Source organism: Streptomyces virginiae, from assembly GCF_041432505.1.
GTDB classification, from domain to species: Bacteria; Actinomycetota; Actinomycetes; order Streptomycetales; family Streptomycetaceae; genus Streptomyces; species Streptomyces virginiae_A.
In genome coordinates, this window is record NZ_CP107871.1 from 4,958,822 (window position 1) to 4,980,800 (window position 21,979).

Here is a 21,979-nt window from a genome sequence, read left to right on the forward strand (position 1 = left end):
GAGCCTAGTCGATGACCCCTGCGCATCTCCAAGGTCCTGCTACCCTGCGCGAGTTGCGCAGGGCAACGCCCATGGGGGGAGATTTCGTATGTCGGTGGAGAACGATTCGAGCCAAATCCAGAGCATGGCGGGTGGCTCCGGCTACCCGATGTTCCCGGTCGCCCCGGGCGCGCGGCTGAACGTCCGCAACGGTCCCGGTACCAACTACTCCGTCATCGAGGTCCTGCCGCTCGGCGCGACCGTCTCGCTCCGCTGCCAGTGCGAGGGCACCACGGTCTCGGGTCCGTACGGCACGACGGACATCTGGGACTGCATCGGCAACGGCCGGTTCGTCTCCGACGCGTACGTGCGTACCGGCAGCGACGGCTACGTCACCAACCAGTGCGGCTGACCGCACGGGGCGGAGTGCGGTGATCGGCGGACGGGGCGCCGCACGCCGGCGCCCCGTCGGACACGTCTGACACGTCCGACACGTCTGACACGTGAGACACACCCGGCCCGGTCGGCCCGGCGGGGGATAATCGCTGATGTGAGCGACGACCAGCGAGACCAGACCCCCGCCGAGCCGGCCGCGCAGGCCTCGGTGCCCGCCGGCCCGCAGCCCGAGCCGATCCGGTTCTTCGGCACCACCTGGGTCGAGCACGACGGCGGCTACGCCCTGCTCCGCGTCGGCCTCGCCATCGGCTCGCTGGCCACCGCCATCTCCTCCGCCTTGATGCTCCGCTTCGCCTACGAGGGGCTGGAGATCGGCAACGTCGGCCCCTTCCTCAGCATCTCGGTCGTCGTCCTGTTCGCGATCGCCAGCTCGATCGCCTTCACCAAGACCTGGGCCTCCTTCAGCCGTCGCCCCGCCCCGTCCTCGGACGAGGCCGCCCTCAAGGGCCTGAAGACCATCGGTTTCATCGGCTCCCTGATCGCGTACTTCCTGCGCTGCCTCGGGGAGGCGCCGGGCGAGAAGCTCCGCCGCGCCGAGTACGAGCGCGCCCAGGTCGAATACGCCCGCCGCCGCAGCACCCGTACGGGCAACCCGGCCGCCCGCCGCCCCAAGCGCAAGAAGTAGTCGTCCCCGCGCGGCGCCGGCGGCGCCCGCGGCGAGCAGCGGCCCGCCCGCGTCCTTCCCGACGATTGACGTCCTGGCACCGCCAGGAGCATTATTCATCACATGATGAATAAGCAGGCCGAGGGAGACCCGGCCGCCGTCCACGCCCATGCCCTGACCGTCCGCCGAGGCACCGGCCGCACCCCCCGCACCGTCCTCGACTCCCTCGCCTTCGACGTGCCCCGCGGCCGCATCACCGGCCTCCTCGGCCCCTCCGGCTGCGGAAAGTCCACGCTCATGCGCGCCATCGTCGGCACCCAGGCCCACGTCACCGGCACCCTCGACGTCCTCGGCCACCCCGCCGGCCACCCCCGGCTCCGCTCCCGCATCGGCTACGTCACCCAGGCACCCAGCGTCTACGACGACCTCACCGTCCGGCAGAACCTCGACTACTTCGCCGCCGTCCTCGACCCCGGCCGAGCGGCCGCCGACCGCCGCGCCGCCGCCGTCACCCGCGCCATCACCGACGTCGACCTCACCAGCCGCGCCGGTGCCCTCGCCGGCAACCTCTCCGGCGGCCAACGCAGCCGCGTCTCCCTCGCCGTCGCCCTGCTCGGCACCCCCGAGCTCCTGGTCCTCGACGAACCCACCGTCGGCCTCGACCCCGTCCTGCGCCGCGACCTGTGGAACCTCTTCCACGACATCACCGCCACCCGCGGCGCCACGATCCTCGTCTCCTCCCACGTCATGGACGAGGCCGAGCGCTGCCACGACCTGCTCCTCATGCGCGAGGGCCGCATCCTCGCCCAGGACACCCCCGACGCACTGCGCACCCGCACCCACGCCACCACCGTCGAGGAGGGCTTCCTGCGCCTCGTCGACGAAGCCAACGCCAACGCCAACGCCAACGCCAACGCCAACGCCGACGCCGCCGCCGTCGCCGCGAACGCCTCCGACGTCACCGCCATCCGGGAGCAGACCCGATGAACGCCGCCCGCACCACCGCCACCGCCGCCCGCGTCCTGCGCCAGCTCCGCCACGACCCGCGCTCCATCGCGCTGATGCTCCTGGTCCCCGTACTGATGCTCACGCTGCTGCGCTTCGTCTTCGACGGCAGCCCCAAGACCTTCGACGGCATCGGCGCCTCACTCCTCGGGATCTTCCCCCTCATCACCATGTTCCTGGTGACCTCCATCGCCACCCTGCGCGAACGCACCTCCGGAACCCTGGAGCGCCTCCTCGCCATGCCGCTGGGCAAGGGCGACCTCATCGCCGGCTACGCCCTCGCCTTCGGCGCCGTCGCCGTCCTCCAGTCCCTCCTCGCCACCGGCCTCGCCCTCTGGGCCCTCGGCCTCGACGTCGTCGGATCCCCCTGGCTGCTGCTCCTCGTAGCCCTCCTCGACGCCCTCCTCGGCACCGCGCTCGGCCTCTTCGTCTCCGCCTTCGCCGCCTCCGAGTTCCAGGCCGTCCAGTTCATGCCGGCGGTGATCTTCCCCCAGCTGCTCCTGTGCGGCCTCTTCGCCGCCCGCGACACCATGCACCCCGTCCTCGAAGGCCTCTCCGACGTCCTGCCCATGTCCTACGCCGTCGACGGCATGACCCAGGTCCTCACCCACACCGACATGACAGCCGACTTCGTCCGCGACGCCGCGATCGTCGCCACCTGCGCCCTGCTCGTCCTCGCCCTCGGCGCGGTCACCCTCCGCCGCCGCACCCCCTGACCGCACTACGGACAGCACCTCCCCGCTCCCCGCCCGGGTGCAAGGATGAGGACGTATACGTAGCTCACGCGCAAGCACAGTTCGGCGAGGTGGATCGGGCATGACCCAGACAGTCGCAGTCCTCGGTACCGGCAAGATCGGCGAGGCCCTGCTCAGCGGAATGATCCGCGGCGGCTGGCCCGCCTCGAAGCTCCTCGTCACCGCCCGCCGCGCCGAACGGGCCGAGGAGCTGCGCACCCGCTACGGGGTCGAGGCCGTCACCAACGCCGAAGCCGCCAAGCGCGCCGACACCCTCATCCTCACCGTCAAGCCCCAGGACATGGCCAAGCTCCTCGACGAGCTCGCCCCGCACGTCCCCGCCGACCGCCTGGTCATCAGCGGGGCCGCCGGCGTTCCCACGGCCTTCTTCGAGGAACGGCTCAGCCCCGGCACCCCCGTCGTCCGCGTCATGACGAACACCCCCGCCCTCGTCGACGAGGCCATGTCCGTCATCTCCGCCGGCAGCCACGCCACCGCGGGACACCTCGCCCACACCGAGGAGATCTTCGGCAGCGTCGGCAAGACCCTGCGCGTCCCCGAGTCCCAGCAGGACGCGGCCACCGCCCTCTCCGGCTCCGGACCCGCCTACTTCTACTTCCTCGTCGAGGCCATGACCGACGCCGGCATCCTCCTCGGACTGCCCCGCGCCCAGGCCCACGACCTGATCGTCCAGGCCGCCATCGGCGCCGCCGTCATGCTCCGCGACAGCGGCGAGCACCCGGTCAAGCTCCGCGAGGCCGTCACCTCCCCGGCCGGCACGACGATCAACGCCATCGTCGAGCTGGAGAAGCACGGCGTACGCGCCGCCCTCATCGCCGCTCTCGAAGCGGCCCGCGACCGCAGCCGCGAGCTCGCCTCCGGCAACAGCTGAGACAGCCGAACCGGTGGGGGTCCCGCGGCTCGCGGGACCCCCACCCGTCACGGCTCCAGCAGCCCGATGGCCCGGTACGCCCGGTCCACCACCGGCCGCGCCAGCTGCCTGGCCCGCTCCGCGCCCTCCCGCAGCACCTTCTCCACCTCCGCCGGATCGCCCGCCAGCTCCGCGTGCCGCTCCTGCAGCGGCCGCAGCAGCTCGACCACCGCGTCGGCGACATCCCGCTTCAGCGCCCCGTAGCCGCTGTACCCCTCGGCGAGCACGGCCGGATCACCCCCGGTACACGCCGCCAGGATGTCCAGCAGATTCGCGACGCCCGGCCGGGCCTCCCGGTCGTAGACCACCCCGTCGTCCCCGCTGTCGGTGACCGCCCGCATCACCTTCTTGCGGACGACCCCGGGCTCGTCGAGCAGATAGACAATCCCCGCCCCGCTCTCGTGCGACTTCCCCATCTTCGACGTCGGGTCCTGCAGGTCCATGACCCGCGCGGCCACCGCCGGCAGCGTGGCCTTCGGGACGGTGAAGGTGTGCCCGTAGCGCTGGTTGAACCGCACCGCCAGATCCCGGGTCAGTTCGACGTGCTGGCGCTGGTCCTCCCCGACGGGCACCTCCTGCGCCCCGTACGCCAGGATGTCGGCCGCCATCAGCACGGGATAGGTGAGCAGCGACAGCCGCACGCCCTCCCCGGAGACCTGCGCCTTCGCCGCCTTCTCCTTGTACTGGATCATCCGCCGGAGCTCCCCGTCGGTGGCGGTGCACTCCAGGAGGTACGCCAGCCGGGTGTGCTCGTCGACATGGCTCTGCACGAAGAGGGTGCACCGCTGTGGATCCAGCCCGGCGGCCAGGAACAGCGTCGCGGCCTGGCGGCTCAGCCTTCGTACGCGTGCCGGCTCGTGCTCGACGGTCAGCGCGTGCAGATCGACGACGCAGAACAGCGCGGACTCGGGCGTCCGGTCGGCGGCGACCCACTGGCGGAGGGCCCCCAGGTAGTTGCCCAACGTCAGGTGGCCGGTGGGCTTGATCCCGCTGAAGATCCTCGAAGTCGTCGTCATGTCCTGCTCTCCCTGTGTGTGAGTGGTGTGGTGTCGGTGCCATCGCGTCGGGCGACCGAGCCACTCCCGGGAGGGAGAAACAAAAACGGCCGCCGTAGCGGCGGCCGTGAGCGCATGCGTGCTCGCGTGGAAGGTCGGCCGCCGTCAGGCGGCCCACCAGCGAAGGCTGAGCGTGAGCGCATGCGTAGTCATGGGCCCAGCGTAGACCGGGGGGCCGGAGGACGACGGGAGTTTCGCGGATCCCGCGCGGCGGGTCGGACAGGGGTTGACACTGGTGTGCCAGGTCCGTAAGGTTCTTCGAGTTGTCCGAAGTGAGCGCCGACCCCGGTCGGTCCCCGGACGGCCATCCCGCACTACACATTCGAACGAACGACGCACTCCGTCGTCTCGTTTTCATGCGTATTTGCGAATGAGGAATCCGCGTTCCAGGACGCAGCCGCCGATTAGGTTCGGGGGCAAGGAATCCGCTACTGTCTCACTCGTCGAAAGGGCCCAACAGCCCGGAAGACAAGCCCCGCTGACTGGGGGTCAGGCCCGAAAGGATCTGATAGAGTCGGAATCGCCGGAAAGGGAAACGCGAAAGCGAGAACCTGGAAAGCGAAGCGGGACAGGCTCTGATAGAGTCGGAAACGCAAGAACAGAACGAAAGCCCGGAGGAAAGCCCGAGAGGGTGAGTACAAAGGAAGCGTCCGTTCCTTGAGAACTCAACAGCGTGCCAAAAATCAACGCCAGAAGTTGATACCCCGTCCACTTCGGTGGATGAGGTTCCTTTGAAAAAGACCTGTCGGGCTTCACTTGTGAAGCACTGGCAGGCAACAAACACAGCGAGGACGTTGTGGCGCGTCGGTCTTATTCCGACATGATGCGCCCGCTCTAAGTGATGTGTGCACCCGATAACGGGTAAACATTCATGGAGAGTTTGATCCTGGCTCAGGACGAACGCTGGCGGCGTGCTTAACACATGCAAGTCGAACGATGAAGCCCTTCGGGGTGGATTAGTGGCGAACGGGTGAGTAACACGTGGGCAATCTGCCCTTCACTCTGGGACAAGCCCTGGAAACGGGGTCTAATACCGGATACCACTCCTGCCTGCATGGGCGGGGGTTGAAAGCTCCGGCGGTGAAGGATGAGCCCGCGGCCTATCAGCTTGTTGGTGGGGTAATGGCCCACCAAGGCGACGACGGGTAGCCGGCCTGAGAGGGCGACCGGCCACACTGGGACTGAGACACGGCCCAGACTCCTACGGGAGGCAGCAGTGGGGAATATTGCACAATGGGCGAAAGCCTGATGCAGCGACGCCGCGTGAGGGATGACGGCCTTCGGGTTGTAAACCTCTTTCAGCAGGGAAGAAGCGAAAGTGACGGTACCTGCAGAAGAAGCGCCGGCTAACTACGTGCCAGCAGCCGCGGTAATACGTAGGGCGCAAGCGTTGTCCGGAATTATTGGGCGTAAAGAGCTCGTAGGCGGCTTGTCACGTCGGATGTGAAAGCCCGAGGCTTAACCTCGGGTCTGCATTCGATACGGGCTAGCTAGAGTGTGGTAGGGGAGATCGGAATTCCTGGTGTAGCGGTGAAATGCGCAGATATCAGGAGGAACACCGGTGGCGAAGGCGGATCTCTGGGCCATTACTGACGCTGAGGAGCGAAAGCGTGGGGAGCGAACAGGATTAGATACCCTGGTAGTCCACGCCGTAAACGTTGGGAACTAGGTGTTGGCGACATTCCACGTCGTCGGTGCCGCAGCTAACGCATTAAGTTCCCCGCCTGGGGAGTACGGCCGCAAGGCTAAAACTCAAAGGAATTGACGGGGGCCCGCACAAGCAGCGGAGCATGTGGCTTAATTCGACGCAACGCGAAGAACCTTACCAAGGCTTGACATATACCGGAAAGCATTAGAGATAGTGCCCCCCTTGTGGTCGGTATACAGGTGGTGCATGGCTGTCGTCAGCTCGTGTCGTGAGATGTTGGGTTAAGTCCCGCAACGAGCGCAACCCTTGTCCTGTGTTGCCAGCATGCCCTTCGGGGTGATGGGGACTCACAGGAGACCGCCGGGGTCAACTCGGAGGAAGGTGGGGACGACGTCAAGTCATCATGCCCCTTATGTCTTGGGCTGCACACGTGCTACAATGGCCGGTACAATGAGCTGCGATACCGTGAGGTGGAGCGAATCTCAAAAAGCCGGTCTCAGTTCGGATTGGGGTCTGCAACTCGACCCCATGAAGTTGGAGTTGCTAGTAATCGCAGATCAGCATTGCTGCGGTGAATACGTTCCCGGGCCTTGTACACACCGCCCGTCACGTCACGAAAGTCGGTAACACCCGAAGCCGGTGGCCCAACCCGTAAGGGAGGGAGCTGTCGAAGGTGGGACTGGCGATTGGGACGAAGTCGTAACAAGGTAGCCGTACCGGAAGGTGCGGCTGGATCACCTCCTTTCTAAGGAGCACAGTACCGATTGCAGACAAACGTTCTGCACGGTCAGCTCATGGGTGGAACGTTGATTAGTTGGCACGGTTTCCAAAACTCTCTGTAAGTACTGCTTCGGCGTGGAAAACAGTGAAGTGGAGGGGATCGTGCTTGGCACGTTGTTGGGTCCTGAAGGTACGGCCGTAAGGTCATGTCTTCAGTGCCGGCCCCGGTGAAGCATTCCTCAGGGAGTGTGTGACGGGTGGCTGGTCGTTGTTTGAGAACTACACAGTGGACGCGAGCATCTGTGGCCAAGTTTTTAAGGGCGCACGGTGGATGCCTTGGCACCAGGAACCGATGAAGGACGTGAGAGGCCGCGATAGGCCCCGGGGAGCTGCCAACTGAGCTTTGATCCGGGGGTGTCCGAATGGGGAAACCCGGCAGTCGTCATGGGCTGTCACCCACTGCTGAACACATAGGCAGTGTGGAGGGAACGAGGGGAAGTGAAACATCTCAGTACCCTCAGGAAGAGAAAACAACCGTGATTCCGGGAGTAGTGGCGAGCGAAACCGGATGAGGCCAAACCGTATGCGTGTGATACCCGGCAGGGGTTGCGCATGCGGGGTTGTGGGAATTCTTTTGATCGGTCTGCCGGCCGGTCGGCGAGTCAGAAACCGTTGATGTAGTCGAAGGACATGCGAAAGGTCCGGCGTAGAGGGTAAGACCCCCGTAGACGAAACATCAGCGGCTTGCTTAAGAATCTCCCAAGTAGCACGGGGCCCGAGAAATCCCGTGTGAATCTGGCGGGACCACCCGCTAAGCCTAAATATTCCCTGGTGACCGATAGCGGATAGTACCGTGAGGGAATGGTGAAAAGTACCGCGGGAGCGGAGTGAAATAGTACCTGAAACCGTGTGCCTACAAGCCGTGGGAGCGTCGCTGTATGTGCTTGCACATACAGTCGTGACTGCGTGCCTTTTGAAGAATGAGCCTGCGAGTTAGCGGTGTGTAGCGAGGTTAACCCGTGTGGGGAAGCCGTAGCGAAAGCGAGTCCGAACAGGGCGATTGAGTTGCACGCTCTAGACCCGAAGCGGAGTGATCTAGCCATGGGCAGGTTGAAGCGGAGGTAAGACTTCGTGGAGGACCGAACCCACCAGGGTTGAAAACCTGGGGGATGACCTGTGGTTAGGGGTGAAAGGCCAATCAAACTCCGTGATAGCTGGTTCTCCCCGAAATGCATTTAGGTGCAGCGTCGTGTGTTTCTTGCCGGAGGTAGAGCACTGGATAGGCGATGGGCCCTACCGGGTTACTGACCTTAGCCAAACTCCGAATGCCGGTAAGTGAGAGCACGGCAGTGAGACTGTGGGGGATAAGCTCCATGGTCGAGAGGGAAACAGCCCAGAGCATCGACTAAGGCCCCTAAGCGTACGCTAAGTGGGAAAGGATGTGGAGTCGCAGAGACAACCAGGAGGTTGGCTTAGAAGCAGCCACCCTTGAAAGAGTGCGTAATAGCTCACTGGTCAAGTGATTCCGCGCCGACAATGTAGCGGGGCTCAAGCGTACCGCCGAAGTCGTGTCATTGCAGCAATAGGGCCAACGCCCGCTGTGATGGGTAGGGGAGCGTCGTGTGCCGGGTGAAGCAGCAGCGGAAGCTAGTTGTGGACGGTTCACGAGTGAGAATGCAGGCATGAGTAGCGATACACACGTGAGAAACGTGTGCGCCGATTGACTAAGGGTTCCTGGGTCAAGCTGATCTGCCCAGGGTAAGTCGGGACCTAAGGCGAGGCCGACAGGCGTAGTCGATGGACAACCGGTTGATATTCCGGTACCCGCTTTGAAACGCCCAATATCGAATCAGGCGATGCTAAGTCCGTGAAGCCGTTCCGGACCCTTCGGGGAAAGGAAAGTGGTGGAGCCGACGAACCAGACTTGTAGTAGGTAAGCGATGGGGTGACGCAGGAAGGTAGTCCAGCCCGGGCGGTGGTAGTCCCGGGGTAAGGGTGTAGGCCGAGGGGTAGGCAAATCCGTCCCTCATAAAGGCTGAGACCTGATGCCGAGCCGATTGTGGTGAAGTGGATGATCCTATGCTGTCGAGAAAAGCCTCTAGCGAGTTTCATGGCGGCCCGTACCCTAAACCGACTCAGGTGGTCAGGTAGAGAATACCGAGGCGTTCGGGTGAACTATGGTTAAGGAACTCGGCAAAATGCCCCCGTAACTTCGGGAGAAGGGGGGCCATCACTGGTGATCGGACTTGCTCCGTGAGCTGGGGGTGGCCGCAGAGACCAGCGAGAAGCGACTGTTTACTAAAAACACAGGTCCGTGCGAAGCCGTAAGGCGATGTATACGGACTGACGCCTGCCCGGTGCTGGAACGTTAAGGGGACCGGTTAGTGACCTTTCGGGGTTGCGAAGCTGAGAACTTAAGCGCCAGTAAACGGCGGTGGTAACTATAACCATCCTAAGGTAGCGAAATTCCTTGTCGGGTAAGTTCCGACCTGCACGAATGGCGTAACGACTTCTCGACTGTCTCAACCATAGGCCCGGTGAAATTGCACTACGAGTAAAGATGCTCGTTTCGCGCAGCAGGACGGAAAGACCCCGGGACCTTTACTACAGTTTGATATTGGTGTTCGGTTCGGCTTGTGTAGGATAGGTGGGAGACTTTGAAGCAGCCACGCCAGTGGTTGTGGAGTCGCCGTTGAAATACCACTCTGGTCGTGCTGGATGTCTAACCTCGGTCCGTGATCCGGATCAGGGACAGTGTCTGATGGGTAGTTTAACTGGGGCGGTTGCCTCCCAAAGGGTAACGGAGGCGCCCAAAGGTTCCCTCAGCCTGGTTGGCAATCAGGTGTTGAGTGTAAGTGCACAAGGGAGCTTGACTGTGAGACCGACGGGTCGAGCAGGGACGAAAGTCGGGACTAGTGATCCGGCGGTGGCTTGTGGAAGCGCCGTCGCTCAACGGATAAAAGGTACCCCGGGGATAACAGGCTGATCTTCCCCAAGAGTCCATATCGACGGGATGGTTTGGCACCTCGATGTCGGCTCGTCGCATCCTGGGGCTGGAGTCGGTCCCAAGGGTTGGGCTGTTCGCCCATTAAAGCGGTACGCGAGCTGGGTTTAGAACGTCGTGAGACAGTTCGGTCCCTATCCGCTGTGCGCGTAGGAATATTGAGAAGGGCTGTCCCTAGTACGAGAGGACCGGGACGGACGAACCTCTGGTGTGCCAGTTGTCCTGCCAAGGGCATGGCTGGTTGGCTACGTTCGGGAGGGATAACCGCTGAAAGCATCTAAGCGGGAAGCCTGCTTCAAGATGAGTATTCCCACCTCCTTGAGAGGGTAAGGCTCCCAGTAGACGACTGGGTTGATAGGCCAGATGTGGAAGCCCGGTAACGGGTGAAGCTGACTGGTACTAATAGGCCGAGGGCTTGTCCTCAGTTGCTCGCGTCCACTGTGTTAGTTCTGAAATAACGAACAGCTGTGTCAACACCAGCATGTTCAAATTTCATAGTGTTTCGGTGGTCATAGCGTTAGGGAAACGCCCGGTTTACATTCCGAACCCGGAAGCTAAGCCTTTCAGCGCCGATGGTACTGCAGGGGGGACCCTGTGGGAGAGTAGGACGCCGCCGAACAATCATTGCGGAAGCCCCGCACCAGCCCTTATGGGCTCGGTGCGGGGCTTTTCTGCGTTCACGATCAGATCGGCAGGGCCTGCCGACCGGTCGGAGGTCTGTCGTCTGTCGTCCGAATGGCCGCAGCAGGCCCGTGACGCGTCATCGGCGGCCCGGCGAGACGGGTCCTACGTCCCTTTAGTTCGTACTGTGGGGGTATGGGCTACGACCTCGTCATCTTCGACAACGACGGCGTGCTGGTGGACAGCGAGCCGCTCGCCAACAGTGTCCTCGCCGAGTACCTGACCGAGCTGGGGCACCCGACCACCTACGAAGAGTCGGTCCGCGACTACATGGGCTCCGCCGTGCACCGCGTGCACGACCTCGTTCGCGAGCGGACCGGGCAGCAGCTGCCAGCCGACTTCGACGAGACCCTGCACACGCGGACCATCGCCGCGTTCGAGCAGGAGCTGAAGCCCGTCCCCGGGGTGGAGGAGGTGCTGGGGGCGCTGACCGCGCAGGGGATCGGATACTGCCTCGCCTCCTCCGGGAGCCACGACCGGATCCGCGTGGGGCATCGGGTCGCCGGGCTCGACGGGTGGTTCGAGGAGGAGTGGATCTTCAGCGCGCAGGACGTCGGCCAGGGGAAGCCGGCTCCCGATCTGTACCTGCACGCGGCGCGGCAGATGGGTGTGGAGCCCGCCCGTTGTGTGGTCGTCGAGGACAGTCCGCTCGGGGTCCAGGCCGCCGTCGCCGCGGGCATGGACGTGTACGGGTTCACGGCGATGCTGCCCGCCGACCGGCTCCCCGGAGCCACCGGCCACTTCGGTGACATGAAGCAGCTCACCGGACTGCTCGGACTGGAAGCAGGACTGGGTATGTGATCTCTCTACCCACGGGTAGCCCGTGGCCCTACGCTGACCCGCCATGACGGATGATGTGCGGCTGCGGCGTGGCCGCGGCGCTCTGGGGTTCAGCTTCTTCGTGCAAGGCGTCGCCTTCGCGCTGCTCGTGACTCGGATCCCGGCCATCCAGGACCGGTACGGGATATCCGACGGTCTGCTGCCCGCCTTCCTCGCGGCCGTGCCGATCCTCGCGGGGGCGTCGAGCGTGGCCACCGAGCACCTGGTGAAGCGGGTGGCGCCCAGCGTCGTACTGCGGTGGGCGCAGCCGCTGGTGCTGCTGTCCCTGCTCGGCGTCGGAGCCGGCGGCCAGATGTGGCACGTGGCGGTGGCGCTGGGGGCGTTCGGGCTGTCGGTGGGTGCGCTGGACGCCTCGATGAACATGCTCGGGGTCAGTCTGCAGCGGGCGTACGGGCGGAGCATCATGCTCGGCTTCCACGCCGCGTACAGCCTCGGCGGGATCTTGGGGGCCTCGGCGGCGTGGGCGGGCGCGCACTGGGAGCTGAACCTCTTCGTCAGCTATCTGCCGGCCGTGGTCGTCCTGCTGCCGCTGGCGTTCCTGGGGAGCCGGCGCTACGTCGACGGTCCTGCGGGGCAGGGCGAGGGCGACGGGAAGGGGCTGGGGCCCGGTGGGTTCAAGCTGCTGCTGCCGCTCTGTCTGGTGATGGCGTGCGCGTACATCGGTGACTCGACGGTGGCGAACTGGAGTGCCAAGTACCTCCAGGACGTGCTCGGGAGCTCGGAGCAGATGGCGACCGTCCCCTACAACGTGTACATGGTGACCACCCTCGTGGGGCGGGCCGTCGGCGACCTGGGCGTGCGTCGCTTCGGGGCGGCGGCCGTGGTGCGGGCCGGGACGCTGGTGGCGGCCGGCGGGTTCGCCGTGGTGGCCGCGGCGCCGGGGGCCTGGGTGGGGATGCTCGGCTTCACCCTGCTGGGGATCGGGTTGTGCGTGATCGTGCCGCAGACCTTCGCGGCCGCGGGGAGGCTGTTCCCGGGGGCGTCCGACACGGCCGTCGCGCGGCTCAACATCTTCAACTACGTCGGCTTCCTGATCGGGTCCCCGCTCGTCGGGGCGGTGGGCGACGCGTGGAGCTACCGGGGCGCCATGCTCCTGCCGATGGCGCTGGTCCTGGTGACACTCCTCCAAGCCCGCTCGTTCGGCTCCGAGGGCGCCCGATACGGTGTCCGGCATGAGCGGCGAGCCGGTGACCGGGCTGTTGATGTGGGACGAGGCGGTAACGAGGTATGACTTCGGACCGAGCCATCCGATGGACCCGGTGCGCCTGGCGCTGACCATGGGCCTGGTCCGCGCCTTCGGGCTGGACCGGGCGATGGAGGTACGGGCGGCGCCCGCGGCCGGGGACTCGACGCTGCGGCTGGTCCATCGCGAGGACTACGTCGCCGCGGTCCGCGAGGTGTCCGAGGACCCGGGCGTCGCGGACGGTTCGTACGGGCTGGGGACCATGGACGATCCGGCCTTCCACGGGATGCACGAGGCGTCCGCGCTGATCGCAGGGCAGTCCGTGGCGGGCGCGGAGGCGCTCTGGCACGGTGAGGCCGAGCACGCCGTGAACTTCGCCGGCGGGCTGCACCACGCCATGCCGGGCGGGGCGGCCGGCTTCTGCGTCTACAACGATGCGTCGCTGGCCATCGCCCGGCTGCTGGAGCTCGGCGCCGAGCGGGTCGCGTACGTGGATGTGGACGTGCACCACGGGGACGGCGTGCAGGCGGCCTTCTGGAACGATCCGCGGGTGCTGACCGTCTCGATGCACGAGCACCCGCGGACGCTGTTCCCGCAGACCGGTTGGCCCGAGGAGACCGGCGGTCCGGAGGCGGAGGGGTCGGCGGTGAACATCGCGCTGCCCGCCGGGACCGGGGACGAGGGCTGGCTACGGGCCTTCCACGCCGTCGTACCGGAGCTGTTGGCGGACTTCAGGCCGCAGGTACTGGTGACCCAGCACGGGGCCGATACGCACTTCGAGGACCCCCTCGCCCACCTGGCGGTCTCCCTGGACGCCCAGCGGGCCGTCCAGGAGTCCTGTCACCGGCTCGCGCACGAGTACGCGGACGGGCGGTGGCTGGCGCTGGGCGGGGGCGGGTACGCGGTGGTGGACGTCGTTCCGCGGTCGTGGACGCATCTGGTGGGGATCGCCGCGCACCGCCCGGTGGATCCCGGGACGCCGGTGCCCGCCTCGTGGCGGGACGAGGTGTACGCGAGGACGCGGCAGATGGCGCCGGCCCGGATGACGGACGGGCGGAGCCCGTCGTGGCCGGATTGGGACGCGGGCTACGACCCGGCGGACCGGACGGATCAGGCCGTTCTCGCCACGCGCCGGGCGGTGTTCCCGCTGCGCGGCATGCTGACCTGACCGACGGTGCGGATCATGCTGCATCGTTACGCCAACTGTGGGGCTGTTCGCCGGAATTGATGACCCGCCAGATGTGTTGGGGCAGCATCGGAGGGTGTTGAGCACCGGCGCGCTGCGTGCGCATCTGCTGGCCGCCCGGTTGGCCGGGCCCGTCGCCACCTCCCGGGAGGAGAGCCTGCGCAGTTACCGGCTGTTCGCGGCGCGGGATCCGCGGGTGATGCTGGGGCTGGATCCGGAGTGGGCCTGGGGCGAGGGTGATCTGCTGAGGCTGATGGCGGACAAGTGCGGGGTCTCGGCGGATCCGGCGCACGTCAGCGGGCCGGACGTCATCGATCCGGAGCGGACGGTGGCCGCGCTGGAGGCCTTCGCGGGGCGGCTGTGCGAGGCGGCGCGGGCGCGGTCGCCCGTGCTGTTCGGGACGGGGCATCCGCATCGGCTCCTGGGCTTCTACGCCGGTTTGGCGGAGGCGTTGTCGGCGGCGGGATGTGTTGTCCTCACCCCGGCGCAGGGGGTGAGTGTCGACATGGCGACCCGGTTCGGCGTACGCACGCACAGGATCGAATACGTACGGGGGGTCGCACTGGTGCGGGAACCCGGCGTGCGGGTGCCGGGGAGTGCGACCGGCGTGCACACCCATTCACCGCTGCCGGTTCGGGTGGCGTTGGGGGCCCTCGCGGAGGCCGGCGGGCCGTTGCCCGAGTTGGTGGTGGGGGACCACGGATGGGTCTGCGGTGCAGGTCAGCTCGGTGTGGAGGCCATCGGGTTGGCGGACACGGACGATCCCGCGCTGTTCGTCGGGGAAGCCGAGGGGCGGGTCTCGGTGGCTGTTCCACTTGATGACGCGGTGCGAGCGGACTACTACCGACCGCTCACGCGATACGTGCTCGGCCGCGCGAGTCTGACGGGGCGGCAGGAGTGGCCGTAGCTCCTCTTCCCCACTCGTATCACGCGCCCCTACTCTGGGGAGTGAGCGTGCGACGACGAGGAGTAACCGGAGGGGAAGCCGGTGCCCGTCATGCGCGGAAGGTCAAGGTGTGTCATGGCTGCTGGCGAGAGGCCTCTCAGTGAGGTTCAGTTCCTGACCGTGGCGGAGGTCGCCTCGGTGATGCGAGTGTCGAAGATGACCGTGTACCGCCTGGTGCACAACGGTCATCTGCCCGCAATCCGGGTGGGCCGGTCCTTCCGGGTCCCCGAGAACGCGGTCCACGAGTACCTCCGAGAGTCCTATGTGGGGGTGGAGTCGGCCTGAGACTGAGGCTCGGGATGCCCCTGGCTACGACGCGGAAGCGCTCGGATTACAAGCTCAGAGCTCGGGCGGGTAGGCTAGGCCGACGTAGGTCGTGTGGGCCCAGACGCCCCGCACCAGTGAAGAGAAGTGAGCGAGGGTAGTCGTGGGCTCTGTTATCAAGAAGCGGCGCAAGCGGATGGCTAAGAAGAAGCACCGCAAGCTGCTCAAGCGCACCCGCGTCCAGCGCCGTAACAAGAAGTAAACGGCAGCTGTACGTGTTCTCCGCAGCCCCTCCACCATCCTGGTGGAGGGGCTGCGGTGCAGCCGGGGGACTTCTTCGAGGGAGGCGCTGAGCTCGTGGGGAAGGTCGTACTCGTCACCGGGGCTGCCCGGCAGTTGGGCGGCCGCTTCGTGCGCCGGATCCAGCGTGACCCGGATGTCGAGCGGGTGATCGCGGTGGACGCGATGACACCGCCGCACCGGCTCGGATCGGCCGAGTTCGTCCGTACGGACATCAGACAGTCGGCGATCGCCAGAGTGCTGGCCGAGCACGCCGTGGACACGGTGGTCCATCTCGCGGTCACCGGAGGCAGCGCGGGAACGGGCGGTGCGCACAGCACCGTCAAGGAAACGAACGTCATCGGCACCATGCAGCTCCTCGGTGCCTGCCAGAAGTCGCCGACGGTACGGCGGCTCGTGGTGAAGTCCAGTACCAGCGTCTACGGGGGCACTCCCCGGGACCCGGCCGTCTTCACCGAGACCACGGAGCCGAAATCCCTGCCGGCGGGCGGCTTCGCCAAGGACGCCGCCGAGGTCGAGGGCTACGTACGGGGCTTCGCGCGCAGACGGCCGGACGTCGCGGTGTGCGTCCTGCGGTTCGCGAACATCCTGGGGCCCTTCGCGGATTCGGCGCTCGCCGAGTACTTCTCGATCCCGGTGATGCCGACCGTGCTGGGGTACGACCCGCGGCTGCAGTTCGTGCACGAGGACGATGTCCTCGAAGTCCTGCGGCTGGCGGCCCGGGAGCCTCGGCGCGGGACCTTGAACAGCGGGACGTTCAACATCGCCGGTGACGGCGTCCTGCTGCTGTCGCAGTGCTCGCGGCGGCTCGGGCGGCCCACACTGCCGTTGCTGCTGCCCGCGTTGAACTGGGTGGGCGCCGCGCTCCGGGCGGTCGGGGCCAGTGACTTCTCGCCGGAGCAGATAAGGCTGCTCACCCACGGCCGGGTCGTGGAGACCACGCAGATGCGCGAGGTCCTCGGCTTCGAGCCGCTCTACACGACCGCCGAGACCTTCGCGGACTTCGCGCGGAGCCGGGGGAGCGGGCTGCTGCCCCCGGAGCGGGTCGGACGGGCCGTGGACCGGGTGGCGGCCATGCTGGACGTAAACGGGCTCGACAGGCTCGAGGACGACGCCTACGCGGCTGAAGGAGCGAAGCGATAGTGGCGGACGCCAAGGTCATTCCGTTCGACGAGGACCGGCCCCGGCGGCGGATCCCCCGCCGGGTGCGGGCGGTGCCCGCGGCCGAGCCGGTGGTGGAGGAGCCCGCGGCTCCCGAGCCGACGCCGGTCGCGGCGCCCGGAGACAGCTGGGACCGGCGGGTCGCCGGCGGGCTGGCGTTCCTGCGGCGGCGGATCACCGGGGACTACGAGGTCGACGACTTCGGCTACGACAAGGAACTGACGGACCAGGTCCTGATGTCCCTGATGCGCCCGCTGTACGACAAGTACTTCCGGGTCGAGGTCAAGGGCATCGAGAACATCCCGGCGGAGGGTGGCGCGCTGATCGTGGCGAACCACTCCGGGACGCTGCCGCTCGACGGGCTGATGCTCCAGGTCGCGGTGCACGACCACCACCCGGCGGAGCGGCACCTGCGGCTGCTGGCGGCGGACCTGGTGTTCATGCTGCCGGTGGTCAACGAGCTGGCCCGCAAGGCGGGGCACACCCTGGCGTGCGCGGAGGACGCGCAGCGGCTGCTGGAGGCCGGGGAACTGGTCGGGGTGATGCCGGAGGGCTTCAAGGGGATAGGGAAGCCGTTCGGGGACCGGTACAAGCTGCAGCGGTTCGGGCGCGGCGGGTTCGTGTCGACGGCGCTGCGGGCGGGCACGCCGATCGTGCCGTGCTCGATCGTGGGGGCGGAGGAGATCTACCCCATGGTCGGCAACGCGAAGACGCTGGCACGGCTGCTGGGGGTCCCGTACTTCCCGATCACGCCGACGTTCCCGTGGCTGGGGCCGCTGGGTGCGGTGCCGTTGCCGACGAAGTGGACGATCCAGTTCGGAGAGCCGATCCCGACGGACGGGTACGCCGCGGAGGCGGCGGAGGACCCGATGCTGATGTTCAATCTGACGGACCAGGTGCGGGAGCAGATCCAGCACACGTTGTACAAGCTGCTGGTGCAGCGGCGGTCCGTGTTCTTCTGATCGTTGAGTGCCGGGGGCTCTGCCCCCGGACCCCCGCGCCTCGAACGCCGGCGGGGCTGAACGGGAAGGGCGGGGCTGCTTCGGCAGCCCCGCCCTTCCCGTTACTCGGCGTCCTCCGCGCCCAGGCCCAGGCCCGGGAGGAGCCCCGGGAGCAGGGGCGGGATGGTGATGTCCGGCTTCGGGTTCTCCGGCGTGCCCGAGGGGGGCGGTGCCGACTGTCCCGCAGGCGGGTTGAGCAGGTCGCCCGTACCGCCGAGGAGGCCGCCGGCGGGGGGCCGGGAGCTCCCCGAGGGGGACGGCGCCGCGGGGCTGCCGGACGGCGTGCCGGCGGCCGGGGCGGACTGGTGGGCGCCGCTGGGGGTGCCCGGCTTGGCGGACGGGCCGGGGGTGCCTCCGGTACCGCGGCTCTGCTCCGGTGCCTTGGGGAGCAGGCTCTGCAGCGGCGCCACGTCTTCGTCTATGGCCTGGAAGACCGACTCCACCTCACCGCCCACGTCCGTGAGCTGCGCCGGGAGCTTCTCGCGAAGCTTGCCCCACGCGTCGCGGTGGGAGCGGGAGAACGACGACAGCTTCTGGATCGGGCCGAGCGAGCCGTCCCGTTCGTACGCTGCCTGGAGGAGGCGGTGGCCTTCCTCCGCGTCGTGCTTCACTCCCGCCAGGGCCCGGCGGATCGCGCCCAGGGACTCGTGGTCCAGGTCGCCCAGCCGGCCTCGTTCCATCAGCCGACGGGCTTCCGACAGACGGTTCGAGGCCTGGTCGAGATAGAGCTCGCCCCGGTCCGCGTCGTCGTCGGCCATCCCCAGCTTCAGGTCCTCCATGCCCCGCTTCACGGGGTAGAGGTGATCACCGGGCAGGGCGTCGGTGCTGGCAGCGGCCACTCCGCTGAAGGCCCCGGCGGCCACACCCACGGTGAGGCCACCCGCCGCGATGCCCTTGGACCAGCGGGAGCGGGGCCGCAATTTCCGGAGCGAGGTCGCCCGGTGGGCGCCGCGGCCGGTCCGCTGTTCGGGCACCTGAGGGTCCGAGGCGGCACCGCCCCCGGCCCTCTCCTCCAGCACCATGGCCTCCATGGCGGCAATGAGCTGGGCTCGTTGCACCACTTTGACCTCGGGGTCCAGCTCCGGGCGCGGCATTCTTTCGCCGAGCACGCTCGCCAGGGCCAACAGCCGGTCGTGGTCGGCAGGTTCGGCAGGTGCCTCGGACTGCTCGGCCGCCGAGTCCGGATCTGAAAGGTCGGACGGGGTCCGATCCTCCAGGGCCTGGGCGAAGGCGTTCGCCCGCCGGTGCGGGGTCACGTTCGCGATCACTGGCGGCACCTCCTCTCGTCATGACGATCGACTCCCCAAGGTGTCCGGAAGGTTGCCTTCCTTGAGCGCATCCACACTTTCGAGTGAGCGGCTTCGGGCAAGGCGTGTCCACAGGGAGCCTGCATTCCGCACAACGAGCGTCGCGGCACTTGGGTTACGGACGAAGGATGATCTGACCACAGCGTCATCGAGGGGTCACCGAATGTGAGGTTGTGTGGTGTCGGAGGGTCAGCGGGCGTCTTCGGGGAGAAGGCGGGCCAAAGTGCGCACCGCCCGGTACTGGAGCGTCTTGATGGCGCCTTCGTTCTTCCCCATCACCCGGGCCGTCTCGGCGACCGAGAGGCCCTGCAGGAAGCGCAGGGTCACGCATTCCTGCTGCTGCGGGTTGAGCTTGCGTACGGCCTCCAGCAGGGCCGCGTTGGAGAGGGACTCCAGGACGGAGTCCTCGGGGCTGCGCTCGACCTCGTTGGCGTCGAGCATCTCGCCGGTGGTGACCTCCAGCCGGAACCGGCTGGACTTGAAGTGGTCCGCCACCAGGTTGCGGGCGATCGTCACGAGCCAGGCGCCGAAGTCGCGGCCCTGCCAGGTGAAGGTGGAGATCCGGCGCAGGGCGCGCAGGAACGTCTCGCTGGTGAGGTCCTCCGCGGTCGCCTTGCCGCCGACGCGGTAGTAGATGTACCGGTAGACCGTGTCGCTGTACTGGTCGTACAGGCGGCCGAAGGCCTCGGCCTCGCCGGCCTGGGCGCGTTCGACCAGGTCCATCATGCGGGCCTGGTCGCTGTCCGCGGTGGGGCGGCGGTGGGTGGTGGCCTGGGTGCCGGTGCCGGTGCCGGCGGCGTTCGAGCCGCCGGCGGCGCGACCTCGTCTCCCCACCGTCGCGCCGCCGTCGGTCAGGGCATAGCAAGGGCCGGCCGGGCCGAAGCCGGCAGGGACCGCGGCGGCGAGGGCGGGGACGGCGTACGCGGTGGGGACGAAGCCGCGCAGGTGGTCGAGGACCGTCGCGCGCAGCTGAGCCAGGCCCGAGGCGTCAACCCCGACAGGTGGGTACACGGGACTCCCAGAGGCAGAGCTTCCATCACGTGCAGTGCGGGACCGTTCACCCGTCGTGGCGACAGATGGCCGGTGGCATGCGTTTGAGGAGAATAACGCTTCGTACAGGCAGCGCTACACCCAGTTGCTCAAATCACCGGTTCCGACACTTCTGTTGCGTGTCGAGGGCATATTCAGTCGCAGTTGGTGATCGATTCTTGATCGCTTGGGTGCGCGGAATGGACGCTTCCATGGGATCCCGCGACTGAGTCGGGCATGCCGGAGTGCCGCGCCGGGGGCGCGGGTAGAGGTGAGCGAATGACCGGGTCGGAGCCGTGGTCCGGCCGGGCCCGGGGTGCGTGGGGCCCCGGGCCTGGTGTTGTTACTTGCGGCGGCGGTGCAGGGCGATGGCCGCGGCCGCGCCGCCCGCGATCGCGCCGACGCCGGCGGCGGCCGGAACGCCGACCTTCACGGCCTTGCGGCCGGTCCGATAGTCGCGCAGTCGCCAGTCGTTGGTGCGGGCATGCTTGCGCAGTTTTGTATCGGGATTGATCGCGTACGGATGTCCGACCAGCGACAGCATCGGGATGTCGTTGTGCGAATCGCTGTACGCGGCGCAGCGTTCGAGGTCCAGCCCCTCGGCGGCGGCCAGGGCGCGGACGGCCTCCGCCTTCGCGGGGCCGTGCAGCGGTTCGCCGACCAGGCGGCCGGTGTAGATCCCGTCGACGGACTCGGCGACGGTGCCCAGGGCGCCGGTCAGGCCGAGGCGGCGGGCGATGATGGTGGCTGTCTCCACGGGGGCGGCCGTGACCAGCCACACCTTCTGGCCGGCGTCGAGGTGGGCCTGGGCCAGGGCGCGGGTGCCCGGCCAGATCCGCTCGGCCATGTACTCGTCGTAGATCTCCTCGCCGATCGACATCAGCTCGGAGACCTTGTGGCCCTTGACGATGGACAGGGCGCTGTCGCGGGCGTCCTGCATGTGCTCGGGGTCCTCGACCCCGGCGAGCCGGAACCAGGCCTGCTGCCAGGCGAAGCGGGCGAGCTCGCGGCGGCGGAAGAACTCGCGCTTGTAGAGGCCGCGGCCGAAGTGGAAGATCGCGGCGCCCTGCATGACGGTGTTGTCGAGGTCGAAGAAGGCGGCGGCGAGGTCGTCGCCGGCGACCGGGAAGACGGGCTCTTCCGGGGTCCGGTCCGGGCCCTCTTCGGTGAGGGCTTCCGGTTCCGTTTCTGGTTCGGTGAACGGTGGGGCCTCGGCCAGAGCGGTCTTGCGGGCGGCCTCGGCCGAGGCCTCGCCCGCCAACACGCTGCGTGCGGTGGCGGAGCGCCGACGAGGGGGGAGCCATCCGGGAGCGGCCATGACGCGAGCATAGCCACTGTGTTCGGGAGTTCCCGAACCGATGGGATGCGGAGGCGTGAACTCTTCGAGGCGCCGCTGTTACGCGAGGGCGCGGGAGAATGGGTGGCATGAGCCCTTTGTTGCGCCGTAAGGAAAAGAAGCGTCCCGGCGAGCGGACGGTGACGCTCATCGGGAAGCCGGGGTGCCACCTGTGCGACGAAGCGGAGGAGGTGGTGGCTGCGGTGTGCGCCGAGACGGGTGCGCAATGGGAGAAGAAGGACATCTCGCAGGACGAGGAGCTCTACCGATTGCACTGGGAGCAGATTCCGGTCGTGCTCGTGGACGGCGAGCAGCACACCTTCTGGAGGGTGAACCCCGACCGGCTCCGGCGGGCGTTGGGGGCCTGACCCGCTCGCCGGTTACCATCATGGGCGATTTATGGGGTCTCGGGGGCGTATCTGTGAGGAGTGTGCACGGTTTTGCCCCCTTTGGGATTTGAACGGGTTCGACGTGCCGATGGTTCCGGCTTTACGTGCCGGGAGCGCGTGACCCCGGTCACTTTGGTCGGACAAACCGGACACAATCTTTGTGCACGCGTTCACAAAGGCATAGCCTGCTGTCGACGGGGCGGTCCTGGGACAAGTGGCC

Annotated in this window: 18 protein-coding genes and 3 rRNA genes; 17 read left to right on the forward strand and 4 right to left on the reverse strand. The window is 67.2% G+C overall.

Annotated elements, in window-relative coordinates; genetic code table 11:
• The first annotated feature begins 88 nt into the window (after positions 1 to 88).
• The 5 genes from OG624_RS23115 (at position 89) to proC (ending at position 3,670) form a co-directional block, all read left to right on the forward strand.
• Positions 89 to 391: an SH3 domain-containing protein gene (locus OG624_RS23115; RefSeq protein WP_033227088.1), complete on the forward strand. Its 303-nt coding sequence runs from the start codon at positions 89 to 91 to the stop codon at positions 389 to 391.
• Between the two features lie 138 nt (positions 392 to 529).
• The gene (locus OG624_RS23120; RefSeq protein WP_033227091.1) at positions 530 to 1,060 is read left to right on the forward strand and encodes a hypothetical protein; all 531 of its coding nucleotides are present in this window, start codon (positions 530 to 532) and stop codon (positions 1,058 to 1,060) included.
• A 102-nt stretch (positions 1,061 to 1,162) separates the two neighbouring features.
• Positions 1,163 to 2,026: an ABC transporter ATP-binding protein gene (locus OG624_RS23125; RefSeq protein WP_371639796.1), complete on the forward strand. Its 864-nt coding sequence runs from the start codon at positions 1,163 to 1,165 to the stop codon at positions 2,024 to 2,026.
• Positions 2,023 to 2,760 carry an ABC transporter permease gene (locus OG624_RS23130; RefSeq protein ID WP_033227095.1) on the forward strand — a complete coding sequence of 246 codons (738 nt, stop codon included), beginning with the start codon at positions 2,023 to 2,025 and terminating at the stop codon, positions 2,758 to 2,760. Before OG624_RS23125 ends, OG624_RS23130 begins: the two co-directional genes overlap by 4 nt.
• A gap of 100 nt (positions 2,761 to 2,860) precedes the next feature.
• The gene (proC, locus tag OG624_RS23135; RefSeq protein ID WP_033227096.1) at positions 2,861 to 3,670 is read left to right on the forward strand and encodes a pyrroline-5-carboxylate reductase; all 810 of its coding nucleotides are present in this window, start codon (positions 2,861 to 2,863) and stop codon (positions 3,668 to 3,670) included.
• A 47-nt stretch (positions 3,671 to 3,717) separates the two neighbouring features.
• Here the strand turns inward: proC and trpS are convergent, their stop codons facing one another.
• Positions 3,718 to 4,725, reverse strand: coding sequence for a tryptophan--tRNA ligase (gene trpS / locus OG624_RS23140; RefSeq protein WP_033227097.1), 1,008 nt, complete (start codon positions 4,723 to 4,725; stop codon positions 3,718 to 3,720).
• A 907-nt stretch (positions 4,726 to 5,632) separates the two neighbouring features.
• Between trpS and OG624_RS23145 the strand changes: the two genes are divergently transcribed.
• The 11 genes from OG624_RS23145 (at position 5,633) to OG624_RS23195 (ending at position 17,659) form a co-directional block, all read left to right on the forward strand.
• Positions 5,633 to 7,157 (forward strand): 16S ribosomal RNA (locus OG624_RS23145).
• 279 nt (positions 7,158 to 7,436) lie between these two features.
• Positions 7,437 to 10,559 (forward strand): 23S ribosomal RNA (locus OG624_RS23150).
• Positions 10,560 to 10,637: 78 nt separating this feature from the next.
• A 5S ribosomal RNA gene (gene rrf / locus OG624_RS23155) occupies positions 10,638 to 10,755 on the forward strand.
• Together the 16S, 23S and 5S rRNA genes form the textbook arrangement of a ribosomal RNA operon.
• A 197-nt stretch (positions 10,756 to 10,952) precedes the next feature.
• On the forward strand, positions 10,953 to 11,618 hold the full coding sequence (locus OG624_RS23160; RefSeq protein ID WP_033226836.1) for an HAD family hydrolase: 666 nt from the start codon (positions 10,953 to 10,955) through the stop codon (positions 11,616 to 11,618).
• Positions 11,619 to 11,661: 43 nt separating this feature from the next.
• Complete coding sequence (locus OG624_RS23165) at positions 11,662 to 12,888, forward strand: MFS transporter (protein WP_033226835.1); 1,227 nt, start codon at positions 11,662 to 11,664, stop codon at positions 12,886 to 12,888.
• Positions 12,860 to 14,008: an acetoin utilization protein AcuC gene (locus tag OG624_RS23170; protein WP_326750426.1), complete on the forward strand. Its 1,149-nt coding sequence runs from the start codon at positions 12,860 to 12,862 to the stop codon at positions 14,006 to 14,008. The genes OG624_RS23165 and OG624_RS23170 overlap by 29 nt, the downstream gene beginning before the upstream one ends.
• Positions 14,009 to 14,102: 94 nt before the next feature.
• Positions 14,103 to 14,933, forward strand: coding sequence for a phosphatase (locus tag OG624_RS23175; RefSeq protein WP_033226842.1), 831 nt, complete (start codon positions 14,103 to 14,105; stop codon positions 14,931 to 14,933).
• A 114-nt stretch (positions 14,934 to 15,047) separates the two neighbouring features.
• Complete coding sequence (locus OG624_RS23180; RefSeq protein WP_008738568.1) at positions 15,048 to 15,257, forward strand: helix-turn-helix domain-containing protein; 210 nt, start codon at positions 15,048 to 15,050, stop codon at positions 15,255 to 15,257.
• A gap of 142 nt (positions 15,258 to 15,399) precedes the next feature.
• Positions 15,400 to 15,498, forward strand: a complete 99-nt coding sequence (locus OG624_RS23185) for a 30S ribosomal protein bS22 (protein WP_003948845.1) — start codon at positions 15,400 to 15,402, stop codon at positions 15,496 to 15,498.
• 95 nt (positions 15,499 to 15,593) lie between these two features.
• Complete coding sequence (locus OG624_RS23190) at positions 15,594 to 16,679, forward strand: NAD-dependent epimerase/dehydratase family protein (protein WP_033226841.1); 1,086 nt, start codon at positions 15,594 to 15,596, stop codon at positions 16,677 to 16,679.
• Entirely contained in the window at positions 16,679 to 17,659 is a 981-nt protein-coding gene (locus OG624_RS23195; protein WP_033226834.1) for a lysophospholipid acyltransferase family protein, read from the forward strand. The genes OG624_RS23190 and OG624_RS23195 overlap by 1 nt, the downstream gene beginning before the upstream one ends.
• 101 nt (positions 17,660 to 17,760) lie before the next feature.
• On the opposite strand, the gene OG624_RS23200 is transcribed toward OG624_RS23195, so the two are convergent.
• The 3 genes from OG624_RS23200 to OG624_RS23210 all read right to left on the reverse strand — a co-directional run bounded on the left by OG624_RS23200 (position 17,761) and on the right by OG624_RS23210 (position 21,352).
• Positions 17,761 to 18,966: a DUF5667 domain-containing protein gene (locus tag OG624_RS23200; protein ID WP_033226833.1), complete on the reverse strand. Its 1,206-nt coding sequence runs from the start codon at positions 18,964 to 18,966 to the stop codon at positions 17,761 to 17,763.
• Between the two features lie 228 nt (positions 18,967 to 19,194).
• Entirely contained in the window at positions 19,195 to 20,016 is an 822-nt protein-coding gene (locus OG624_RS23205) for an ECF subfamily RNA polymerase sigma factor, BldN family (protein ID WP_371588215.1), read from the reverse strand.
• Positions 20,017 to 20,377: 361 nt separating this feature from the next.
• Positions 20,378 to 21,352: an HAD family hydrolase gene (locus OG624_RS23210; RefSeq protein WP_371639797.1), complete on the reverse strand. Its 975-nt coding sequence runs from the start codon at positions 21,350 to 21,352 to the stop codon at positions 20,378 to 20,380.
• A 98-nt stretch (positions 21,353 to 21,450) separates the two neighbouring features.
• Between OG624_RS23210 and OG624_RS23215 the strand changes: the two genes are divergently transcribed.
• The gene (locus OG624_RS23215; RefSeq protein ID WP_033226828.1) at positions 21,451 to 21,738 is read left to right on the forward strand and encodes a glutaredoxin family protein; all 288 of its coding nucleotides are present in this window, start codon (positions 21,451 to 21,453) and stop codon (positions 21,736 to 21,738) included.
• Positions 21,739 to 21,979 lie beyond the last annotated feature (241 nt).

What these genes read in the sequence shown, in the direction of transcription:
- OG624_RS23115 (WP_033227088.1), top strand. Translation starts at nt 89, where the DNA reads ATGTCGGTGGAGAACGATTCGAGCCAAATCCAGAGCATGGCGGGTGGC.
- OG624_RS23125 (WP_371639796.1), top strand. Translation starts at nt 1,163, where the DNA reads ATGATGAATAAGCAGGCCGAGGGAGACCCGGCCGCCGTCCACGCCCAT.
- OG624_RS23130 (WP_033227095.1), top strand. Translation starts at nt 2,023, where the DNA reads ATGAACGCCGCCCGCACCACCGCCACCGCCGCCCGCGTCCTGCGCCAG.
- proC (WP_033227096.1), top strand. Translation starts at nt 2,861, where the DNA reads ATGACCCAGACAGTCGCAGTCCTCGGTACCGGCAAGATCGGCGAGGCC.
- trpS (WP_033227097.1), bottom strand. Translation starts at nt 4,725, where the DNA reads ATGACGACGACTTCGAGGATCTTCAGCGGGATCAAGCCCACCGGCCAC.
- OG624_RS23160 (WP_033226836.1), top strand. Translation starts at nt 10,953, where the DNA reads ATGGGCTACGACCTCGTCATCTTCGACAACGACGGCGTGCTGGTGGAC.
- OG624_RS23165 (WP_033226835.1), top strand. Translation starts at nt 11,662, where the DNA reads ATGACGGATGATGTGCGGCTGCGGCGTGGCCGCGGCGCTCTGGGGTTC.
- OG624_RS23170 (WP_326750426.1), top strand. Translation starts at nt 12,860, where the DNA reads ATGTGGGACGAGGCGGTAACGAGGTATGACTTCGGACCGAGCCATCCG.
- OG624_RS23180 (WP_008738568.1), top strand. Translation starts at nt 15,048, where the DNA reads ATGGCTGCTGGCGAGAGGCCTCTCAGTGAGGTTCAGTTCCTGACCGTG.
- OG624_RS23210 (WP_371639797.1), bottom strand. Translation starts at nt 21,352, where the DNA reads ATGGCCGCTCCCGGATGGCTCCCCCCTCGTCGGCGCTCCGCCACCGCA.
- OG624_RS23215 (WP_033226828.1), top strand. Translation starts at nt 21,451, where the DNA reads ATGGGTGGCATGAGCCCTTTGTTGCGCCGTAAGGAAAAGAAGCGTCCC.